Here is a 15,537-nt window from a genome sequence, read left to right as displayed (position 1 = left end):
GGTGGCATCATCGGTCCATGACGCAGGGATCCGAGTCCGTACGCTTCGGCAAACGAACCACCGACACCGTCCTGCACCGCTTCGAGCGGTGGGCCCGGGACACTCCCGGGGCCCGTGCCCTCATCGCCGGCCCGGAGGATCTCACCTACGGGGAACTGGACGCGCGCGCCGACCGGCTGGCGCACCGTCTGCTCGCCTCCGGCCCGCTGCCGCCCGGCGCACTCGTCGCCGTGGGCACCGCCCGCCAGACCCAACTGGTCGTCGCCCTCCTCGCCGTCCTCAAGGCCGGCGGGTCCTACACCGTCATCGACGTGGAGAGCCCGCGCTCCGGGCGCCGGCAACTGGCCGCGGCCGAGCCCCTCGTCCTGCTCACCGATGCCGCCCAGCACGCCGCCCTCGACAACGGCGGCGGCCATCGGGTGATCCGGATCGACGTGGACGCCGCGGTGATCGGCGGGCCGCGCACCGAACAGCCGGCGGACCGGCCCGCGGATCCGCCCCCGGACGCGCCCGCTGAGCCGCCCGCTGATGCGCCCGCGGACCGGCTTCCCGGGGCCGTCACCCCGCCGCCCGGCCGCACCGCCGCGGTCCTGTTCGCCGGGGCGGCCGAGCCGCGCGCGGTCCCCGTGAGCCACGGGATGCTCCTCGCCGCCCACGAGGGCTGGGCCGAGGTGGCCCGGCCGACCGCGCAGGACCGGCACCTGTTCACGGGCGGTCCGGACATCACCGCCTTCGCCGCGGGCTGGACCCGGGCCCTGTGCTCGGGCGGCGCCCTCGTCCTGTCCCCGCGTTCCGCCTGGAAGCCCGAGGACATCCGCGCGACCGTCGAGACCGACCGCGTCACCGTGCTGCACACCGATCCGGCCGGCGCCGCCCGACTGCTGATCGAGGACGCCGAACAGGGGAGCCTCACCCCGGCAGCCCATCTCGGGGCCGACCCTGCCTGCCGGTCCCTGCGGCTGCTCGCCGTCACGGGCGGCCGGCTCTACCTCGACGAGCAGGCGACCCTGCAGGTCCGGCTGCGCCCCGGTGCGCGCGTGCTCAACGTCTACGGCTCCGCCGAATGCGCCGGTATCGGCACCTGGTTCGAACTGCCGCAGCTGCCCCGCCCGTTGGACGACCCGGAACAGATCTCCCTGCTCGGCACCGCGTTCCCCGGCTTCCGGGCCGAGGTGCACGGCGGGCAGATCCGCCTCGTCCCGCCGGACGGCTCCGACCCGATACCGACCGGCGACCTCGGCCTCCTCCGCGAGGACGGGCTGCTGGAGTACGGCGGCCGGCTCCGGGACCGGATCACCCTGCCGGGCGGCCGCTGGCTCGACCCGTACCCCGTCGAATCCGCCATCCGCAGCCACGAGGGCATCGGCGCGGTCATCCTGAAGGGGGTCGACGGACCGCGCGGCCCGCGGCGGCTCGTCGCGTACGTGGCCCCACCGCCCGGCGGACGGACCGGGGCCGCCAGGGTCCCGCTGCCGGACATCGAGGAGCTGCGCGACCACCTGGCGGGCAAGGTGCTCCGCGAGGAGTCCCCGCGCACCGTCATCCGGCTGCGCGCCCTGCCCCGCACCACGGCGGGCCAGGAGGACCGGGACGCCCTGCCGCTGCCCATCCTGCCCGCGGCGGCGAAGGCTGCCGGAGCCAAGTCCGGCAAGTACGGGGCCGCCACGGGCACGAGCGAGACCCCGGCGGGCTGCGCGGCCGGCTGCGGGGGAGTCGGACTGGGCTTCGTCGCCATGATCCTGACGAACTTCCTCTGGCCCGGATCGACCGACCTCACCGGGGTGCCGCAGCCCTGGGCGTTCCTCTTCTCCCTGCTGTACCTGTTCGAGTGTGCCGCCTTCGGCGTCGGGGTGGTGTTCCTGTTCGGCGGTCGCGCCCGGATGCTGCGCCAACGCCGCAGCCCTTCCCTCACCGTGGCCGCCCATCTGGCCGTGTCCTACCTGCTGTTGTCCTGGTGGCCGCAGGACAACCTCTACCGGCTGGCCGCCAAACAGGACTGGCCGCGCCAGGCCGCCCTCGTCTACGCCTTCAACATCCCGCTGATGATCGCGGGCGTCCTCGTCGCGGCCTATGTCGTCAGCAAACCGGCCGACCCCTTCGACTTCCACGACCCCGTCGACGACTGGCCGGACCGCTGACCGGAGCTCTGGGCTCCGGCCGTAGATCGTGAGGGGGCGGGCACGGTTTGGTCCGATCGGTCAGATCTGCCGGTGGGTCGCGCCGGGACGTTCGGGGCGGTGACAAAGCCGAGGTTATGAATGAAATCGGATGACGGTTTCGTCATCTGACCATCCATGAGCATCAACCTCAGGAGCCACACGATGCGCCCCATCAGAGCGGTCTGTCTCGGTACGGCCACTGCGCTGGTCACCCTTCTCGCCTGGACCCCCGTCGCGGCCGCCGCCGCGACGGACACCGATTCCGCCCACGACAAGGGCAAGGAGCGGGTCATCACCCTGATCGGCCGGCTCGTGGAGCAGACGCGCTTCCCCGTCAACCCCGGCGGCGCCGCCGCCCAGGGCGACCGGACCGTCTTCCGCTCGAACCTCTTCGACGGGGCCGGCAACCAGGTCGGCGAGACCGGCGGCACCTGCACCACCACCCGGGTCGACAACGGCGGAGCGGAGCAGTGCGTCGTGACGTACACCCTCCCGGGCGGCCAGCTTTCCGTGCAGGGGATGGTCTTCGGCAATCTGGTCCCGGGGCCGCCCCCCTCGTTCGACAACGGAATCACCGGCGGTACCGGGGAATTCGACCGGGCTCGCGGCTTCGTCCACGCCGACACGATCGGCACGGGCACGAGGCGCTTCACGATCCACCTGAAGCACTGACCGGCCCTGCCCCCGCCCGGTGAGCAGGCCGGCCGTCCACGGCACTGCCCCACCGGCTCGATCGGTCCGACCGGCGACAACGCCACCGCGCTCGATCCCGGCCCATCCACGACCAGCGGCAAGCGCCGGGGCATGAAGATCACGATCTGCGGCCGGAGGACCGCGGCGGGCCGAACATCGCTCCGACCGCCAGGGCCTCGGCCCGCACCAGCGACTCGGCCGCGTCCAGCACCTCCCTGCTGCGCGCGGCCACCAGCACACCCAGCCAGGGCGCCGGTTCGAAGGCCCCGGTCGGGATCGCGGGGACGAACACCGCCCCGAGCTCCGCGCAGCCCCGGGCCAGCGCCGCGCACAACTCGTCCAGCTGGGCCTCGGGCAGCCGCGCGCCCAGCGCGACCCGGTCGGCGATACGTACGAGGTGCCCCGCGCCCCGCAGCGCGTCGAGCCGGGCCGCCACCATGAAGGCGATGGACGGCCCGGTCAGCCGCAGGTTCGTCTCGGTCGGCGCGAGCCGCCCCGCCCCGTCGGCGACGAAGTCCACGTCGAACCAGCCCCGGTAACCGGATTCCGCCAGCTCCCGGCCCACCGCCGTGCCGAAGGCGGTGAGGGACTTCGCCGCCCACGCGGGCACCACCCCGGGACCCACCGTGGCACCCCGGTAGCAGCCGTCCGCCACGTCCATCACCGCCCCGCCCACCTCGTGCGCGTGGCCCGCGTCGTCGACGAAGCCGTCGTACGTCAGATCCCGCGGCCCCTCGCCGGCGCCGGACGCCGGACCGCCGCCGACGTACTCCTCCACCAGCAGCGGCCCGCGCGGCAGCCGCCGCAGCACGGCCCGCGGCCCGCCCGCGGCGCGGACCCGCTCGGGGGTGACCACCGTGGTACCCGAACCCCCGACACCGTGCTCCGATTTCAGAACGGTGCTCTCGCCCGCCCTGGTCCTGGCCGCCAGCATCCGGGCCGCCGCCCACCGGCCGTCGGCCCGCCACTGGCGGGGAAGCACGATCCCGGGATGCCGGCCTTCCGCCAGGATCCGCCCGAAGAGGGCGTGCGCCGCGGACTTCGATTCGTAGCGCAGGTCCCCGGGCCGCCAGGGCCGGCCCGACAGCCGCGCGAACGGCCGGGTGCGCCCCCACGGTACGAGGGGCAGCCCGGCCCCGGTGAGCAGCGCGGCCAGCGCCGGCCGGGCCCGTACGGCATCGGCGAGGCCGGGATCCGCGTCCAGCAGGCCGTCGTACACCTCGACCCCGGTCCAGCCCAGTTGCCGGCACACCAGCTCGGTCCAGCCCCGGGGCACCGGCCGCGGGAGCACCAGCGCGGCCGGGTAGGGGCTGTAGAAGGCGGCGAGGCACGCGTAGTGGTGTGCGGGCCGCTGCTCCGGGTCCAGGGTGGCGTCGGCGAACTGCGCGTTGAACTCGCCGACGTTGCCCAGGTGCACGGCCCGCCCGCCACCGGTCCAGGCCCGCGCCCAGCCGGCGAGCGGGACGGGAGCCGCCTCGAACCGGACCAGGGACGGAGCGTCGGCCTCCGCGTCCGGTGCGGCCGCCGCGAGCGCGGCCACCGCCGCCACCGCGCCCATCGCCCGGTAGAACCCGGCCGCGTGCGGGTCGGAGTCGATCACCAGCCGGCGCACCCCCAGGTCCACGGCCCGCCTCAGCGCGTCCCGGTACAGCAGCCGGCCCACACCCTGGCCGATGGCGGACGGCTCCACGAAGAGCAGTCCGAGCGCCGCCAGCGGGGGAGTCCCCTCCAGCGAGGCGACCCCGAGCACCTCTCCCCGCCCGTTTTCGGCCACGACGATACGGCGGGCCGTCACGTCGGCGGCCCGGATCCGCAGTTCCGGCGCGCACGCGGCCAGGAAGGCGGCGTCGTACCCCCAGTGCGCCTTGGACCGCATCACCAGCCCGGTCAGGTCCTCCGCCTCGGCCGGCCGCGCTGCCCTGACCTTTACCAACTGCTGACCTCCCCATGGTCCGGGTCAAGGCCGTGCGATAGATTCGGCCTCCCCACGGCACATACTTTCCCACCCACGCGGAGACAGGCTTCTCAATGAGCGACATCATCAACGGACTTGGCCGCACCAGCGCCTACGGCGCCCTCGGCCTGGTGCTGCTGATCCTCGGCATCGTCCTCGTGGACGTGCTGACGCCCGGGAAGCTTCCCAAGCAGATCTGGGAGGAGCGCAACCGCAACGCGGCCCTCTTCCTCAGCTCCGCGCTCCTCGGCATCGGCGGCATCGTCTTCACCTCGATCTGGACGACGTACGCGGACTTCGGCAAGGGCCTGCTGTCCACCGCGGCCTTCGGCGTGCTCGGCCTGATCCTGATGGCGGTGGCCTTCCTCGTGCTCGACCTGGTGACCCCCGGCAAGCTCGGCGCCATCGTCGTGGACCCGGAGCCCCACCCGGCGGTCTGGGTCTCGGCCGCCTGCAACCTCGCCGTGGCCGCGATCGTCGCCGCCTCGATCGCCTGACGCGGAGCGCCCGTACGTGACGAGAGCGCCGCTCCCCGGAGGGAGCGGCGCTCTCGCCGCTAGGTCCTGTCGTCAAAGTCCCGTCGGGCCCGCGACGCCCGGCACCGCACCTCGCTGCGTTGTCGGAGCGCCCGAGAACGTCCAGTACACGGGCGCCCCTCCGCCTTGCGATGCACGGCACCGGACGCCGCGGGCCCTACCGACGCCACTTTGACGACAGGACCTAGCGGGATCCGGGACCCCGGATCCCGCTCAGGCCAGGCCCAAGGCGAACACCGCGAACCCCGCCGCCAGCAGCCCGGCCACGGTCCGGCGCAGCGCACCCGCCCGGCGCCCCTCGCGCGGCGGGGCCTCGAACCGCCGCGCGTAGCGGGCGAGAGCGACCAGCAGCGCCGCGAACACCGGCATCCACGCCAGCCGCGCCCCGATCCAGCCGAGGCTGTCCGGCGCCGTCGTGAGCCCGGCCAGTTCACCCACGAACGAGCCGGGCACGGCCGCGGCCAGCATCGCCGTCTGGTGCCAGCACAGGATCGTCATCGCCGACAGGTTGATCACGACCACCGGGGCCCACAGGGCGGGCCGCGCCAGCAGCTTCGCCAGCCGGTCGCGCAGCAGGATCGCCGCGCCCGACTGCGCCGAGGCCAGGGCCGGCACCAGCAGCGACGGAGGGTGCGAGTTGGTGCGCGCCGCACCCGGTACGCCCACCATCGACGCCGGATAGTGGAAGACCGTCAGCAGCGCGGCGAACAGCAGCGTCCCACCCGCCAGCAGCAGCCAGCCCCCGCGCCGCCCGATCCGCCGCTCGCCCCAGGAGACGCCCAGCTGGTACGCGAACAGCCAGCCCGGCAGGATGTTCACCACGGCGAGCCACGACGGTACGGAGTCGGCGAGCGGCCCGTAGCGCAGGAAGTCCACCACGGCGACGGAACCCAGCAGCGGGGCGGCCGCCCAGCCGCCGAGGCGCCGCGCCGCCCCCACGCAGTACGGGGTCAGCGCGGTGACCACCACGTACACCCCGACGAACCACAGCGGTTGGACCACCAGCGTCGCCCCGGTCCGCAGCGACGCCTCCGGCACCCCGGCCGCGTACAGCAGGGGCGCGGCCAGCGCCCACACCGCGGTCACCCCGAGCACCGGCCGCCCCAGCCGGACGACGCGGCCCTTCAGCCAGGCGCCCGTCGACCCGGTGCGGCGCCCGAAGGAGAGCGCCGAGGCGTACCCGCCGACGAGGAAGAAGATGCCCAGCATCTGGAGCACCCAGCTCGCCGGGGCCAGGCCGCCGAACGCGGACAGCGGGCTGGCGTTGTGCAGGCCGCCGTCGGAGGCGAGGGTGAAGCCGCCGAGCAGCCAGTGGCCGGTGGGTACGGCCAGCAGCGCCAGGGCGCGCAGCCCGTCGATCGCCCGGTCGCGGTGGGCGGGGGTCCGGCCGTCGATCCGCGCGGCGGCCTTGCGCAGCGGGGCCAGGGTGGCGGAGGCGCTCATCGGGCCTCTCCCTTCGCGATGGCGGCGAAGGCCGCCAGGGACTGGGTGCCGGGCATGAAGTAGCCGGTGTGGCCCTGTACGTCGGCCGCCGGTACCCGGCGGGCGCCGAAGGCCGCGGAGGTGGGGTCGGCGCCGTGGCCGATCCCGGCGAACTCGACGTTCGGGACGTCGGCGATCCAGTCGGAGGGGCCCCGCGCCGCCCAGACGCGGGCCCCGGTGTGCAGGGCGGCCGCGGTGTCGGCGCGCATTCCGGGGGTGCCGAAGGCCACGAGGTCGGCGGCGTCGGTGTGCCGGGCCGCGAGCCCGCACACCACCGAGCCGTAGCTGTGGCAGAACAGCACCGGGTCGGGCGCGCCGACCGCGTCGAGTCCCGCCGTGAAACGGGCCAGCCGGGCGGCTCCGGCCCGGGCGAGGCGGCCGTCGGCAGCGTCCAGGCCGACGCCGACCGGGGTGGTGTAACCGATCCACGCGACGACGGCGGCGGGCCCGCCGGACCCGGTCCCTGTTCCGGTCGCTTCGCGCAGGGCGCGCGCCATCCCGGCCGGGGCCGTGTAGGCCTTGCGCGGGACGTCGTAGGTGGCTGCGTCGTTGTCCGAACCCGGCACGATCACCGAGACGTGCTCCGCACGCGCCAGGTCCCCGAACACCTCGGCCACCTGACCCCGGCCGCGCGGGTCGAAGGCCAGGATCTGCCGGTCCGGCGCGGCGAGGGAGGCGTAGCGTGCCTCACCCGTGGCGGCCACGGCGATCCGGTTGGCCTCGTACCGCAGGGGGAGCGGCGCCCCCTCCAGGTTGCCCACCACCAGCGGGTGGGACCGCAGCAGCTCCCGGCGGGCCGCGTCGTCCAGCCTGGCGAAGAAGGCGGCCACCTCGCGCGGCGCGGCGGTCGCCGGATCGGGCAGCGGCCGGCCGGACGCCGTGTCGGCCCGCCAGGCGGCGGTGCCCGGCGGCGGTCCGGTGACCGCTGCCTGGCTGTCGCCCGAGGCCCACCCGGCGGTCCCCCCGACGAGGGCCACCGCCAGCGCAGCCGCGACCATCGTCCTTCCGAAGCGGCGCATGCCCCTTCTCCTCTCCTCGTGACGAGGTGGAAGGTAGGTAGGGGGTATCCGCGCCCACGTCCGACCGTGGAGCCAAGTCGGATGTCATACCCCGGTAGGGGGTGGAGGAGACGGCGCCCTCAGCCGGCCCCTGACAGGTCCGCCCGCGCGCCCCGGCGTTGCTCCATGGGTGCGATCCGTGTCAGCCGTCTGCCCGAGCCCGCCCGTGTGTCGGCGTCACCGAGGCCCATGCCCCGACTAGTTATGGCGATAGTCCGACTAATTGCGGCAAAGGGAGTACCGACGATGCCCCACCCGGAACATCAGCGTGCGGCCGGGCCGGGACAGCGCCCGCGCCGGGTGGCCGCCGCCGGCCTTGCCTGCGCCCTGGCCGCCGGATCCGTCGTCCTCCTCGGTACCGGGGACGTCAGCGCACGGGCGGTGACCTGCTTCGGCGTCCCCGCCACCCTCGTCGTCGCCACCCCCGGCGCCACCACCGACGGAACCCCGGGCGACGACGTCATCGTCGGTACTCCGGGACCCGACACGATCCACGGCCAGGGCGGCAACGACCTGATCTGCGGGCTCGCGGGCGACGACATCCTGATCGGCGGACTCGGCAACGACACCGTCGACGGCTCCGCCGGTGCCGACCAGCTGCGCGGCGACAGCTTCAGCCCGACCGGCAACGCCTCGGGCGGCGGCAACGACCGCCTCCTCGGAGGCGACGGGGACGACCAGTTCACCGGCGACAGCTACGCCCCCGGAGGCAACGCCACGGGCGGCGGCGACGATCAGCTGACCGGCGGCCCCGGCAACGACCGGATGACGGGGGACAGCAGAGGACTGAGCGCGGTGGGCGGCGGAGCCGACCGGATCGACGGCGGCCCCGGCGACGACGCCCTGCTCGGTGACTCCGGGGCTTTCGCCGGCAACGCCACGGGCGCCGGGAGCGACGTACTGCTCGGAGGGCCCGGGGCCGAGACCATGACCGGGGACAGCGAGGCCGCGCGGAACGCCATCGGCAGCGGCGGCGACGACCTGCTGGACCTGGGCGCCGACGGCGGGATCTCGGCGATCGGCGACCACACCGTCACCAACCCGGCGGGCGGCCGCGCGACCGGCGCCGGGAACGACCGGATCATCGGCGGCGCCGCCGACGAGTTCCTCGTCGGCGACAGCGGCCCGGCCGACGCGCGCCGCACCGCCGCCGGCGACGACACCATCAGCGGTGGCGCCGGGAACGACCGCGTCTTCGGCGACAACGTCGACCTCACCGGCACGGCGAGCGCGGGAACGGCGGGAGGCGCCGACTTCCTCGACGGCGGCGAGGGCGTCGACACCCTCGAGGCGGGCCCCGCCGGCGACTTCCTCACCGGGGGCCCGGCCGGCCCGGACGGCCCCGACGCCTGCGACGGCGAAGGCGGAACCGACTTCGCCACTGCCTGCGAATCCCTGGCCGCCCTGCCCTAGGGCGTGTCCTGGCGGTGCCCGAGGTGGTGACCGGTGCGCCCGGGGACCGGCGAACTCAGCCGGAGTCGCCCGGCCGCACCAGCCCCGCCTCGTACGCGAAGATCACGGCCTGAGCCCGGTCCCGCAGGTCCAGCTTGGCCAGCACCCGGCCGATGTGCGTCTTCACCGTCTGCTCCGCCAGCACCAGGTGCCCCGCGATCTCCTGGTTCGACAGCCCGCGCGCGATGAGCTCCAACACCTCGGTCTCGCGCGGGGTGAGCCCCTTCAGCCGCAGCGCGGGGTCCTTGCGCGGCGCCGGGCGCTGCTGGACGAAGTCCGCGATCAGCCGTCGGGTCACCGAGGGCGCCAGCAGCGCCTCGCCCGAGGCGACCACCCGGACCGCCGCGATCAGATCGGCCGGCGGGGCGTCCTTGAGCAGGAACCCGGAGGCTCCCGCGCGCAGCGCCTCGTACACGTAGTCGTCGATGTCGAAGGTGGTCAGCATCAGCACCTTCGGCCGGTGCACCACCCCGGGCGGGGGATCGAGGATCTCCCGGGCGGCCGTGAGCCCGTCCATCTCCGGCATCCGCACGTCCATCAGCACCACATCGGGGTGCGTGGAGCGCGACACCTGTACCCCCTGCCGCCCGTCGGGGGCCTCGCCCACCACGTCGATGTCGGCCTGCGCCGACAGCAGGGCGGCGAACCCGGCCCGCACCATGGCCTGGTCGTCGACGATGATCACGCGGATGGTCACATCGAGTCCTCGGTCGGATCGTTCAGGGGCAGCCGGGCGGCGACCCGGAAGCCGCCGTCGGGCAGCGGGCCCGTGTCGAGCGTGCCGCCGGTCAACCGTACGCGCTCGCGCATCCCCACCAGACCGTGCCCCGTGCCCGAACTCTCCAGCTCCACCACGGCGTCCCGCGCCGGACCGTTGACCACGAGCACGAGGACCTCGTCCTCGTCCACGGTCACCGAGACCCGGGTGGGGGCGCCGGGCGCGTGCCGCACCACATTGGCCAGGGCCTCCTGCACGATCCGGTACGCCGACAGGTCCACCGCCGGCGGCGCCGCCCCGGCCGCCCCGGCCGCCAGCGACAGCTCCACCGGCTGCCCGGCCCGTACGGTCGCCTCCACCAGCTGCTGGAGCCGGTCGATCCCCGGCTGCGGGGCCCGCTCACGGTCGGCGCCGTCCGCCCCGCCCGCGCCGTCGCCGCGCAGTACGGTCAACAGCCGCCGCATCTCGCCCAGCGACTCCCGCGCGCTCGCCGCGATCGCCGCGAACTCCTCCCGTACGGGCTCCGACATGCCCGGAACCCGGTACGGCGCCGAATCGGCCTGCACGGTGATCACCGACATGTGGTGGGCCACCACATCGTGCAACTCACGCGCGATCCGGGCCCGTTCCTCCAGCAGGGTCCGCCGCGACCGCTCCGCCTCGCTGATGCTCTCCTGCTCGGCGACCCGCTGCTGCGCGTCGCCGAGCCCACGCAGCGCGCCCGTCAGGACCAGCATGACGCCGCTGAGCACGAAGAGCAGGGCGTTGGTGTTCATCACGCCCGCTGGCTCGGAGAAGCCCAGCACCGTACCGACGACGCCGGTCACCAGCCACACCCCGACCAGGATCCGGACGGGCTCGCGCAGCCCCAGGCAGGCCATCAGCACCAGGTAGCCGACGATGGTCATCGGCGGCCACGGCCAGGAATGCCCGGCCACCTTGTCGGCGCCGATCAGCAGCACCGCGGCGACGATGTCGGCGGTCAGGACGACGACCCAGGCCTGCAGCGGCCGGGTCAGCGCGAGGAGCAGCGGCACGGTCTGCGCCACCCCCAGCGCGCCCGCCCAGCCGCGGCCCGCCCCGTAGTCGTTGGACAGCACCGCGATCGTCACCGGCAGCAGGGTGACGACGAAGATGCCGACGACGACGAACGGCAGCGCCCGCTGCCACCGCCTGGGCGCCTGCCCGAACAAGGGCTGCGCCGCCCCGGCGGGCGTGCGCAGCACCACGGCGAGCCGCGTCAGCGCGCCGGGCACCCGGGCACCGGCCGCCGAGGAGGTACGAATGCGTCCGCGGGTGCGGCTGCGCGGCGGAGTGCGGGGTTCGTCGCTCATGATCGGACCAGCCTATGCTCCGCAGGGCCGGGAGGGCTCGGAAGGCTCGGAGACGGGTGGGGCTAGGCTGCTTCCTGTCGATCATGGGGGATGCGGGCATGGGTGGCGCGGCGGCGTTGGAGAAACTGGTACCGGTGCTGATGGCGTTCGGCGGAGGGGTGCTGCTCGCCCGCCGGAAGATCGTTCCGGCCGAGGCCTCGAAGGTCTTCTCCGACTACGCCTTCCTCTTCGCCGTCCCCTGCTACCTCTTCGGCAACATCTACGCCAGCGACCTCGGAGCCCTCTTCAACTGGCGGGCCATCGGCGGCTATGCCGCGGCCGCGACCCTCGCCGTGGTGGCGGTGACCGTGGCGGCGGTCGCCCACGGCCTGCGCGAGCCCCGTGACGTGGCGCTGCGCGTGATGGCGGGAGTCCAGGTCAACACCGCCTACTTCGCCGTCCCCGTCTTCATCACCGTGTTCGGGACGGCGGCGCCGATCTTCCCGATCCTGCTCTTCCAGGTCTGCGTCCTGTCCCTGGTCGTCATCGCCCTCATGGAACTGGGCCGCGCGGGCCCGGCGGCCGGCGGTCCGGGCCGCCGCCTCTCCCGCGCCGTCGGCGCCTCGCTCGCGACACCGCTGGTCCTCGCCTGCAATGCGGGGATCCTGCTCAACCTGCTCTCGGTACGGGTCCCCGCCGTCGTCCTGGACGGCGCCGCGTTCGTCGGGGACAGCGCCTCCCCGGTGGCCCTGTTCGCCCTCGGCCTCCACCTGGGCGGCCTCGGCCTCCACCTGCGGGGCACCACGCGCGAGGAACTCGCCCTCATAGGCTTCAAGTGCCTGGCGTTCCCGCTGCTGACCTGGGCGGTGTGCGGGCTGCTCTTCGGTGTGCGGGGCGAGTGGCTCGCGTACCTCGTCCTGATCGCGGCGATGCCGACCCCGCAGAACCTGTTCATCTTCGCCCAGCGCTACGACGTCGGCGTCGACCTCTCCGCCTCGATCGTGATCAAGAGTTCGCTCGTGTCGCTCCTGCTGCTGCCCCTGTGGCTGCAGACGGTGGCCGTATGAAAGCCGCCGCCTCAGGGTGGAACCGGCTCCCCGACGGGGTCCGACGCAGCCTGCAAGCGGGGGACGGCCGCGAGCTCCCCGCAGGCCCTGCCGCGCTCGAACCGTGCTGAGGCGGCCTGCCCCTCCTGGCTACCGGGCTTCCGTCGAGACGGGGTCGAGGAAGAAGACGCACTGGGCCGCGTTGAATTCGCCCACCTCGGCGACGAAGTGGAACGTATCGCCCGCGCCGACGGTGGCCGGGATCTTCTTGCCGGTCAGTTTCAGGCCGAAGATGTTGACGTCCTCGTACTTGAAGGCCGGGCCGACCCCCGTCTTCGGCCCCTTGTCGCCCGGGCCCAGGAGGAAGTCGTAGCGGGTGTCGTAGTCACCGTGGGGTGCCATGCTCACGATCGACCCGTCGAACGCGACCGTCCGGCCCTTGTGCCTGGTCGCGAAGTCCAGGTTCGCGTTGTCGCACGAGTCCGGCTTCAGCAGCAGCGCCGCGAACTCCGGGTTGTTCTGAGGCGTGATCACCTCAGTGGCAGCCGACCCGGTCGCAGTCGCAGTCGCAGTCGCAGTCGCAGTCGCAGTCGCACTCGACGTAGCGGAAGGCTTGTCGCTCGCAATGGCCGGCGACTTGTCCGACCGGTCCTTCTTCTCGCCTCCGTCGCCGAGTGCAGCGGCGGTACCGATGACGATGGCCAGGATCACGAGGGCGGCGGCCACCGCGCCGATCAGGAGCCACGGCTGAGGCTTCTTGGGCCGACGGAAGTCGAGGGTGGAGCGCAGCGTGCTGTGAGCCTGTTCCACGAGCTCCCAGCCGTCCTTCTGCAACTTCGAGATCACCAAGCCGTCGGTGCCGCGAACTGTCTTCACCGTCTTGTACTCGTACTCGATCTCGTCAGCCATGCGGCTCCGTGTCCCCCTCGATGGACTCTCCGTATCAGATGCCCCGCGAGCATAGGGGACTCCGCGAGGAACTCGGCCTCACCGATGTCAGTTGGAGTTCAGCAGAGTGGAACCGAGATGGGTCAGCGTGTGAAGGGCAGCCTTTCGCTCCCGGGCGAGGGCGGTCAGCCCGGCGCCGCGCAGCGTGGTGGCGTGCTCGCTCGCGCTGGCCGGTGAAATGCCCGCCCTCTGGGCGAGCTGCGTAGTGGTGCACGCCGGATGGTCGGCTATCACGCACAACACGACCGCCCTGGTGCGGCCGAGGAGCGCGGACAGAGCCGGTGGTACCGGAGAATCGACCTGGCGTGCATCGGTGGGGGGAGCCCACAGACCGGCCGCCTCCAACGGGTCGTTCAGCGCCGGATACACCATGACGACCGTGTCTGACTGGGGGCCGGCGAACAACTGCGGAACGGGGCCGCAGAACACCGAGGGGGCCAGAACGAGCGGACGACCCGCCAGGTGGAAGTCGGCCTCCGGGGGGTGGACCAGCGGCCGGTAGCCCGGGATCTCCAGCACGGGCGACTTCCACACGGCGATCGGGCGCAGGCTGTCGAGCAATGCCCCCACCCCGCCCTCCACCATGAGCCGCCCCCGCCGAGCCACTTCCCCGACCAGGTGCTGGTGGATTCGCCCCCAGTACGGGGCCACCGCGACGCGGTGGCAGTCCTGCAGCGAGGCGACCAGCCTTCGCACGGCCCGCGGGTCGGCATTCATCGCCTCGGTCAGCCACGGCGCCCGCCACCTGTCCGTGCACGGAAGCACGGCGAACTCCGCGCGCAGCCGACGCTCCGGCGTCCTGCTCAGCCGCTCCACTCCCTCGTCCATGGAGCCTGCCGCGCCCACCAGAGTGAACAGATCCACCAGCCCCCCGGCAGGTCGGCTGAGGAACCGAGCCGTGTCCGGCCCATCGCTGGTGACCAACGGGCCCGTGCGCGTACGCCAGCCACCGAACAGCGCCTTGCCGTCACGCCGCTGCAGGTTCCACAAGCTCAGCTGTGTCTCCGCGAACGGACCCAGAACAGTGACCCTTACCAGCGCCAGATCCTCTGCAGCGAAGTGAAACCGCAGCACGCCCGCCTCCTCGCCCCCGCCCCTGCAGACGATGCTCCCCACCACCCTCGTTTCGGGACAGACCGAAACGAGTCGACTCCTCCTCCGGCCCGGGCGAATCCTGCTCAGCAGCGGCAGCAGCGGCAGCAGCGGCGCCCAGCCGGGGGCACCCCGCCGCTCGTTGCCTGAACCCGGAGGGACGAACCATGCAGATCGGCCGACGCTTTGCCCACACCCTGTTCACAGCCGCGCTCGTCGGGGGCGCGCTCGTGGCCGCGCCGACTGCCCAGGCTCGGACGCCCGAGTCGGCAGCATCGTGCTTCGACTCCTCGACCAGCTACTCCAAGCCCGCCGGAGACACGGACCTCCCGGCCGGCCGCCTCTTCTCCGCCTCGAGCGCCTGCACCGACATCAACATCAGGCCCCACACGAACCGATACATCAAGGTCTGCTTCGAGACCCAGGGACGGCTGGAGTGCCAGCCGAACTACACGCTCGCCTACGGGGGCCAGTGGAACACGATCGCGACGAACGTACGGGACGGCGCCCTGTTCGCCTTCTCCTTCCGCTCCGAGGCGTCGTCCACCGGCCGCTGGGCCGCCTGACACGAAACGAGGCTCATCCATGAACGGCAAGCACGGACCCCGTCGCCACCGGGCCAAACGCGCCCTTCTCACGGCGGCCGTCGCGCTGGTGACTCCCATCGCGTTGGCCACCTCCGCCCAGGCCGCCGGCTTCGAACAGGACTGGGGCAAGCTGACCACGCAGGAAGGCTGTCCGGACATCATCCGCATGGGCGTCGGCCCCGACAGCGGGTGGGGGTGCTTCCAACGGTACGGCGACCGGTTCTTCGTATACGCCGGTAACACCGTCGACGGAAGCCCGCGTGTCTACTGGACCAACCAGCTCAAGGACCGCAGCGACCGCTGGGTGGACTACCGCGAGGGCGTCTGCTACGGCGAGTACTACCGCCAGTCAACGGTCGTGTGCAACAAGGACTTCTACGAGGACAGCACATCCCCCAACGCAAAAGGCGGACAGGGAAGCCGGATCACGTTCAGTTACTACGACGCGGCCGGCACGACAGCCGAGTTCACCGTTCTGAACAACCAGTAGCACCGGATC

14 protein-coding genes are annotated in these 15,537 nt (G+C 73.3%); 7 read left to right on the top strand and 7 right to left on the bottom strand.

Annotated elements, in window-relative coordinates; translation table 11 throughout:
• Window positions 1-17 precede the first annotated feature (17 nt).
• Both ACZ573_RS08730 and ACZ573_RS08725 read left to right on the top strand, forming a co-directional pair.
• Window positions 18-2,138 (top strand): AMP-binding protein, encoded by a 2,121-nt coding sequence (locus ACZ573_RS08730; RefSeq protein ID WP_471301003.1) that lies wholly within the window; start codon window positions 18-20, stop codon window positions 2,136-2,138.
• Window positions 2,139-2,321: 183 nt separating this feature from the next.
• The gene (locus tag ACZ573_RS08725; protein ID WP_471301001.1) at window positions 2,322-2,831 is read left to right on the top strand and encodes an allene oxide cyclase barrel-like domain-containing protein; all 510 of its coding nucleotides are present in this window, start codon (window positions 2,322-2,324) and stop codon (window positions 2,829-2,831) included.
• Between the two features lie 139 nt (window positions 2,832-2,970).
• On the opposite strand, the gene ACZ573_RS08720 is transcribed toward ACZ573_RS08725, so the two are convergent.
• Window positions 2,971-4,785: a GNAT family N-acetyltransferase gene (locus ACZ573_RS08720; RefSeq protein ID WP_471300999.1), complete on the bottom strand. Its 1,815-nt coding sequence runs from the start codon at window positions 4,783-4,785 to the stop codon at window positions 2,971-2,973.
• Between the two features lie 95 nt (window positions 4,786-4,880).
• Between ACZ573_RS08720 and ACZ573_RS08715 the strand changes: the two genes are divergently transcribed.
• Window positions 4,881-5,303: a DUF350 domain-containing protein gene (locus ACZ573_RS08715; RefSeq protein ID WP_030717969.1), complete on the top strand. Its 423-nt coding sequence runs from the start codon at window positions 4,881-4,883 to the stop codon at window positions 5,301-5,303.
• A gap of 252 nt (window positions 5,304-5,555) precedes the next feature.
• On the opposite strand, the gene ACZ573_RS08710 is transcribed toward ACZ573_RS08715, so the two are convergent.
• Together ACZ573_RS08710 and ACZ573_RS08705 are read right to left on the bottom strand one after the other, a co-directional pair.
• Window positions 5,556-6,785 carry an acyltransferase family protein gene (locus tag ACZ573_RS08710; protein ID WP_471300996.1) on the bottom strand — a complete coding sequence of 410 codons (1,230 nt, stop codon included), beginning with the start codon at window positions 6,783-6,785 and terminating at the stop codon, window positions 5,556-5,558.
• Entirely contained in the window at window positions 6,782-7,843 is a 1,062-nt protein-coding gene (locus tag ACZ573_RS08705) for an alpha/beta hydrolase (protein ID WP_471300993.1), read from the bottom strand. Before ACZ573_RS08705 ends, ACZ573_RS08710 begins: the two co-directional genes overlap by 4 nt.
• A gap of 285 nt (window positions 7,844-8,128) precedes the next feature.
• On the opposite strand from ACZ573_RS08705, the gene ACZ573_RS08700 reads away from it, so the two are divergent.
• Complete coding sequence (locus tag ACZ573_RS08700; protein ID WP_471300991.1) at window positions 8,129-9,295, top strand: calcium-binding protein; 1,167 nt, start codon at window positions 8,129-8,131, stop codon at window positions 9,293-9,295.
• Between the two features lie 55 nt (window positions 9,296-9,350).
• Here the strand turns inward: ACZ573_RS08700 and ACZ573_RS08695 are convergent, their stop codons facing one another.
• On the bottom strand, window positions 9,351-10,031 hold the full coding sequence (locus ACZ573_RS08695; RefSeq protein WP_030384870.1) for a response regulator: 681 nt from the start codon (window positions 10,029-10,031) through the stop codon (window positions 9,351-9,353).
• Complete coding sequence (locus ACZ573_RS08690) at window positions 10,028-11,386, bottom strand: sensor histidine kinase (protein WP_471300990.1); 1,359 nt, start codon at window positions 11,384-11,386, stop codon at window positions 10,028-10,030. Before ACZ573_RS08690 ends, ACZ573_RS08695 begins: the two co-directional genes overlap by 4 nt.
• A gap of 98 nt (window positions 11,387-11,484) precedes the next feature.
• On the opposite strand from ACZ573_RS08690, the gene ACZ573_RS08685 reads away from it, so the two are divergent.
• Window positions 11,485-12,432 carry an AEC family transporter gene (locus ACZ573_RS08685; RefSeq protein ID WP_471300987.1) on the top strand — a complete coding sequence of 316 codons (948 nt, stop codon included), beginning with the start codon at window positions 11,485-11,487 and terminating at the stop codon, window positions 12,430-12,432.
• 129 nt (window positions 12,433-12,561) lie between these two features.
• Here ACZ573_RS08685 and ACZ573_RS08680 read toward each other — a convergent pair whose 3' ends face one another.
• Both ACZ573_RS08680 and ACZ573_RS08675 read right to left on the bottom strand, forming a co-directional pair.
• Entirely contained in the window at window positions 12,562-13,320 is a 759-nt protein-coding gene (locus tag ACZ573_RS08680) for a DUF4839 domain-containing protein (protein ID WP_471300985.1), read from the bottom strand.
• 87 nt (window positions 13,321-13,407) lie between these two features.
• Entirely contained in the window at window positions 13,408-14,433 is a 1,026-nt protein-coding gene (locus ACZ573_RS08675) for a winged helix-turn-helix domain-containing protein (RefSeq protein ID WP_471300983.1), read from the bottom strand.
• Window positions 14,434-14,618: 185 nt separating this feature from the next.
• Between ACZ573_RS08675 and ACZ573_RS08670 the strand changes: the two genes are divergently transcribed.
• Together ACZ573_RS08670 and ACZ573_RS08665 are read left to right on the top strand one after the other, a co-directional pair.
• Complete coding sequence (locus ACZ573_RS08670; protein WP_471300980.1) at window positions 14,619-15,017, top strand: hypothetical protein; 399 nt, start codon at window positions 14,619-14,621, stop codon at window positions 15,015-15,017.
• Between the two features lie 19 nt (window positions 15,018-15,036).
• Entirely contained in the window at window positions 15,037-15,528 is a 492-nt protein-coding gene (locus ACZ573_RS08665; RefSeq protein WP_471300977.1) for a hypothetical protein, read from the top strand.
• Window positions 15,529-15,537 lie beyond the last annotated feature (9 nt).

Source organism: Streptomyces sp. NPDC040545 (assembly GCF_055595065.1).
Note: the sequence above shows the minus strand (reverse complement) of the source record. Positions and strands in the feature narration are given on the sequence as shown.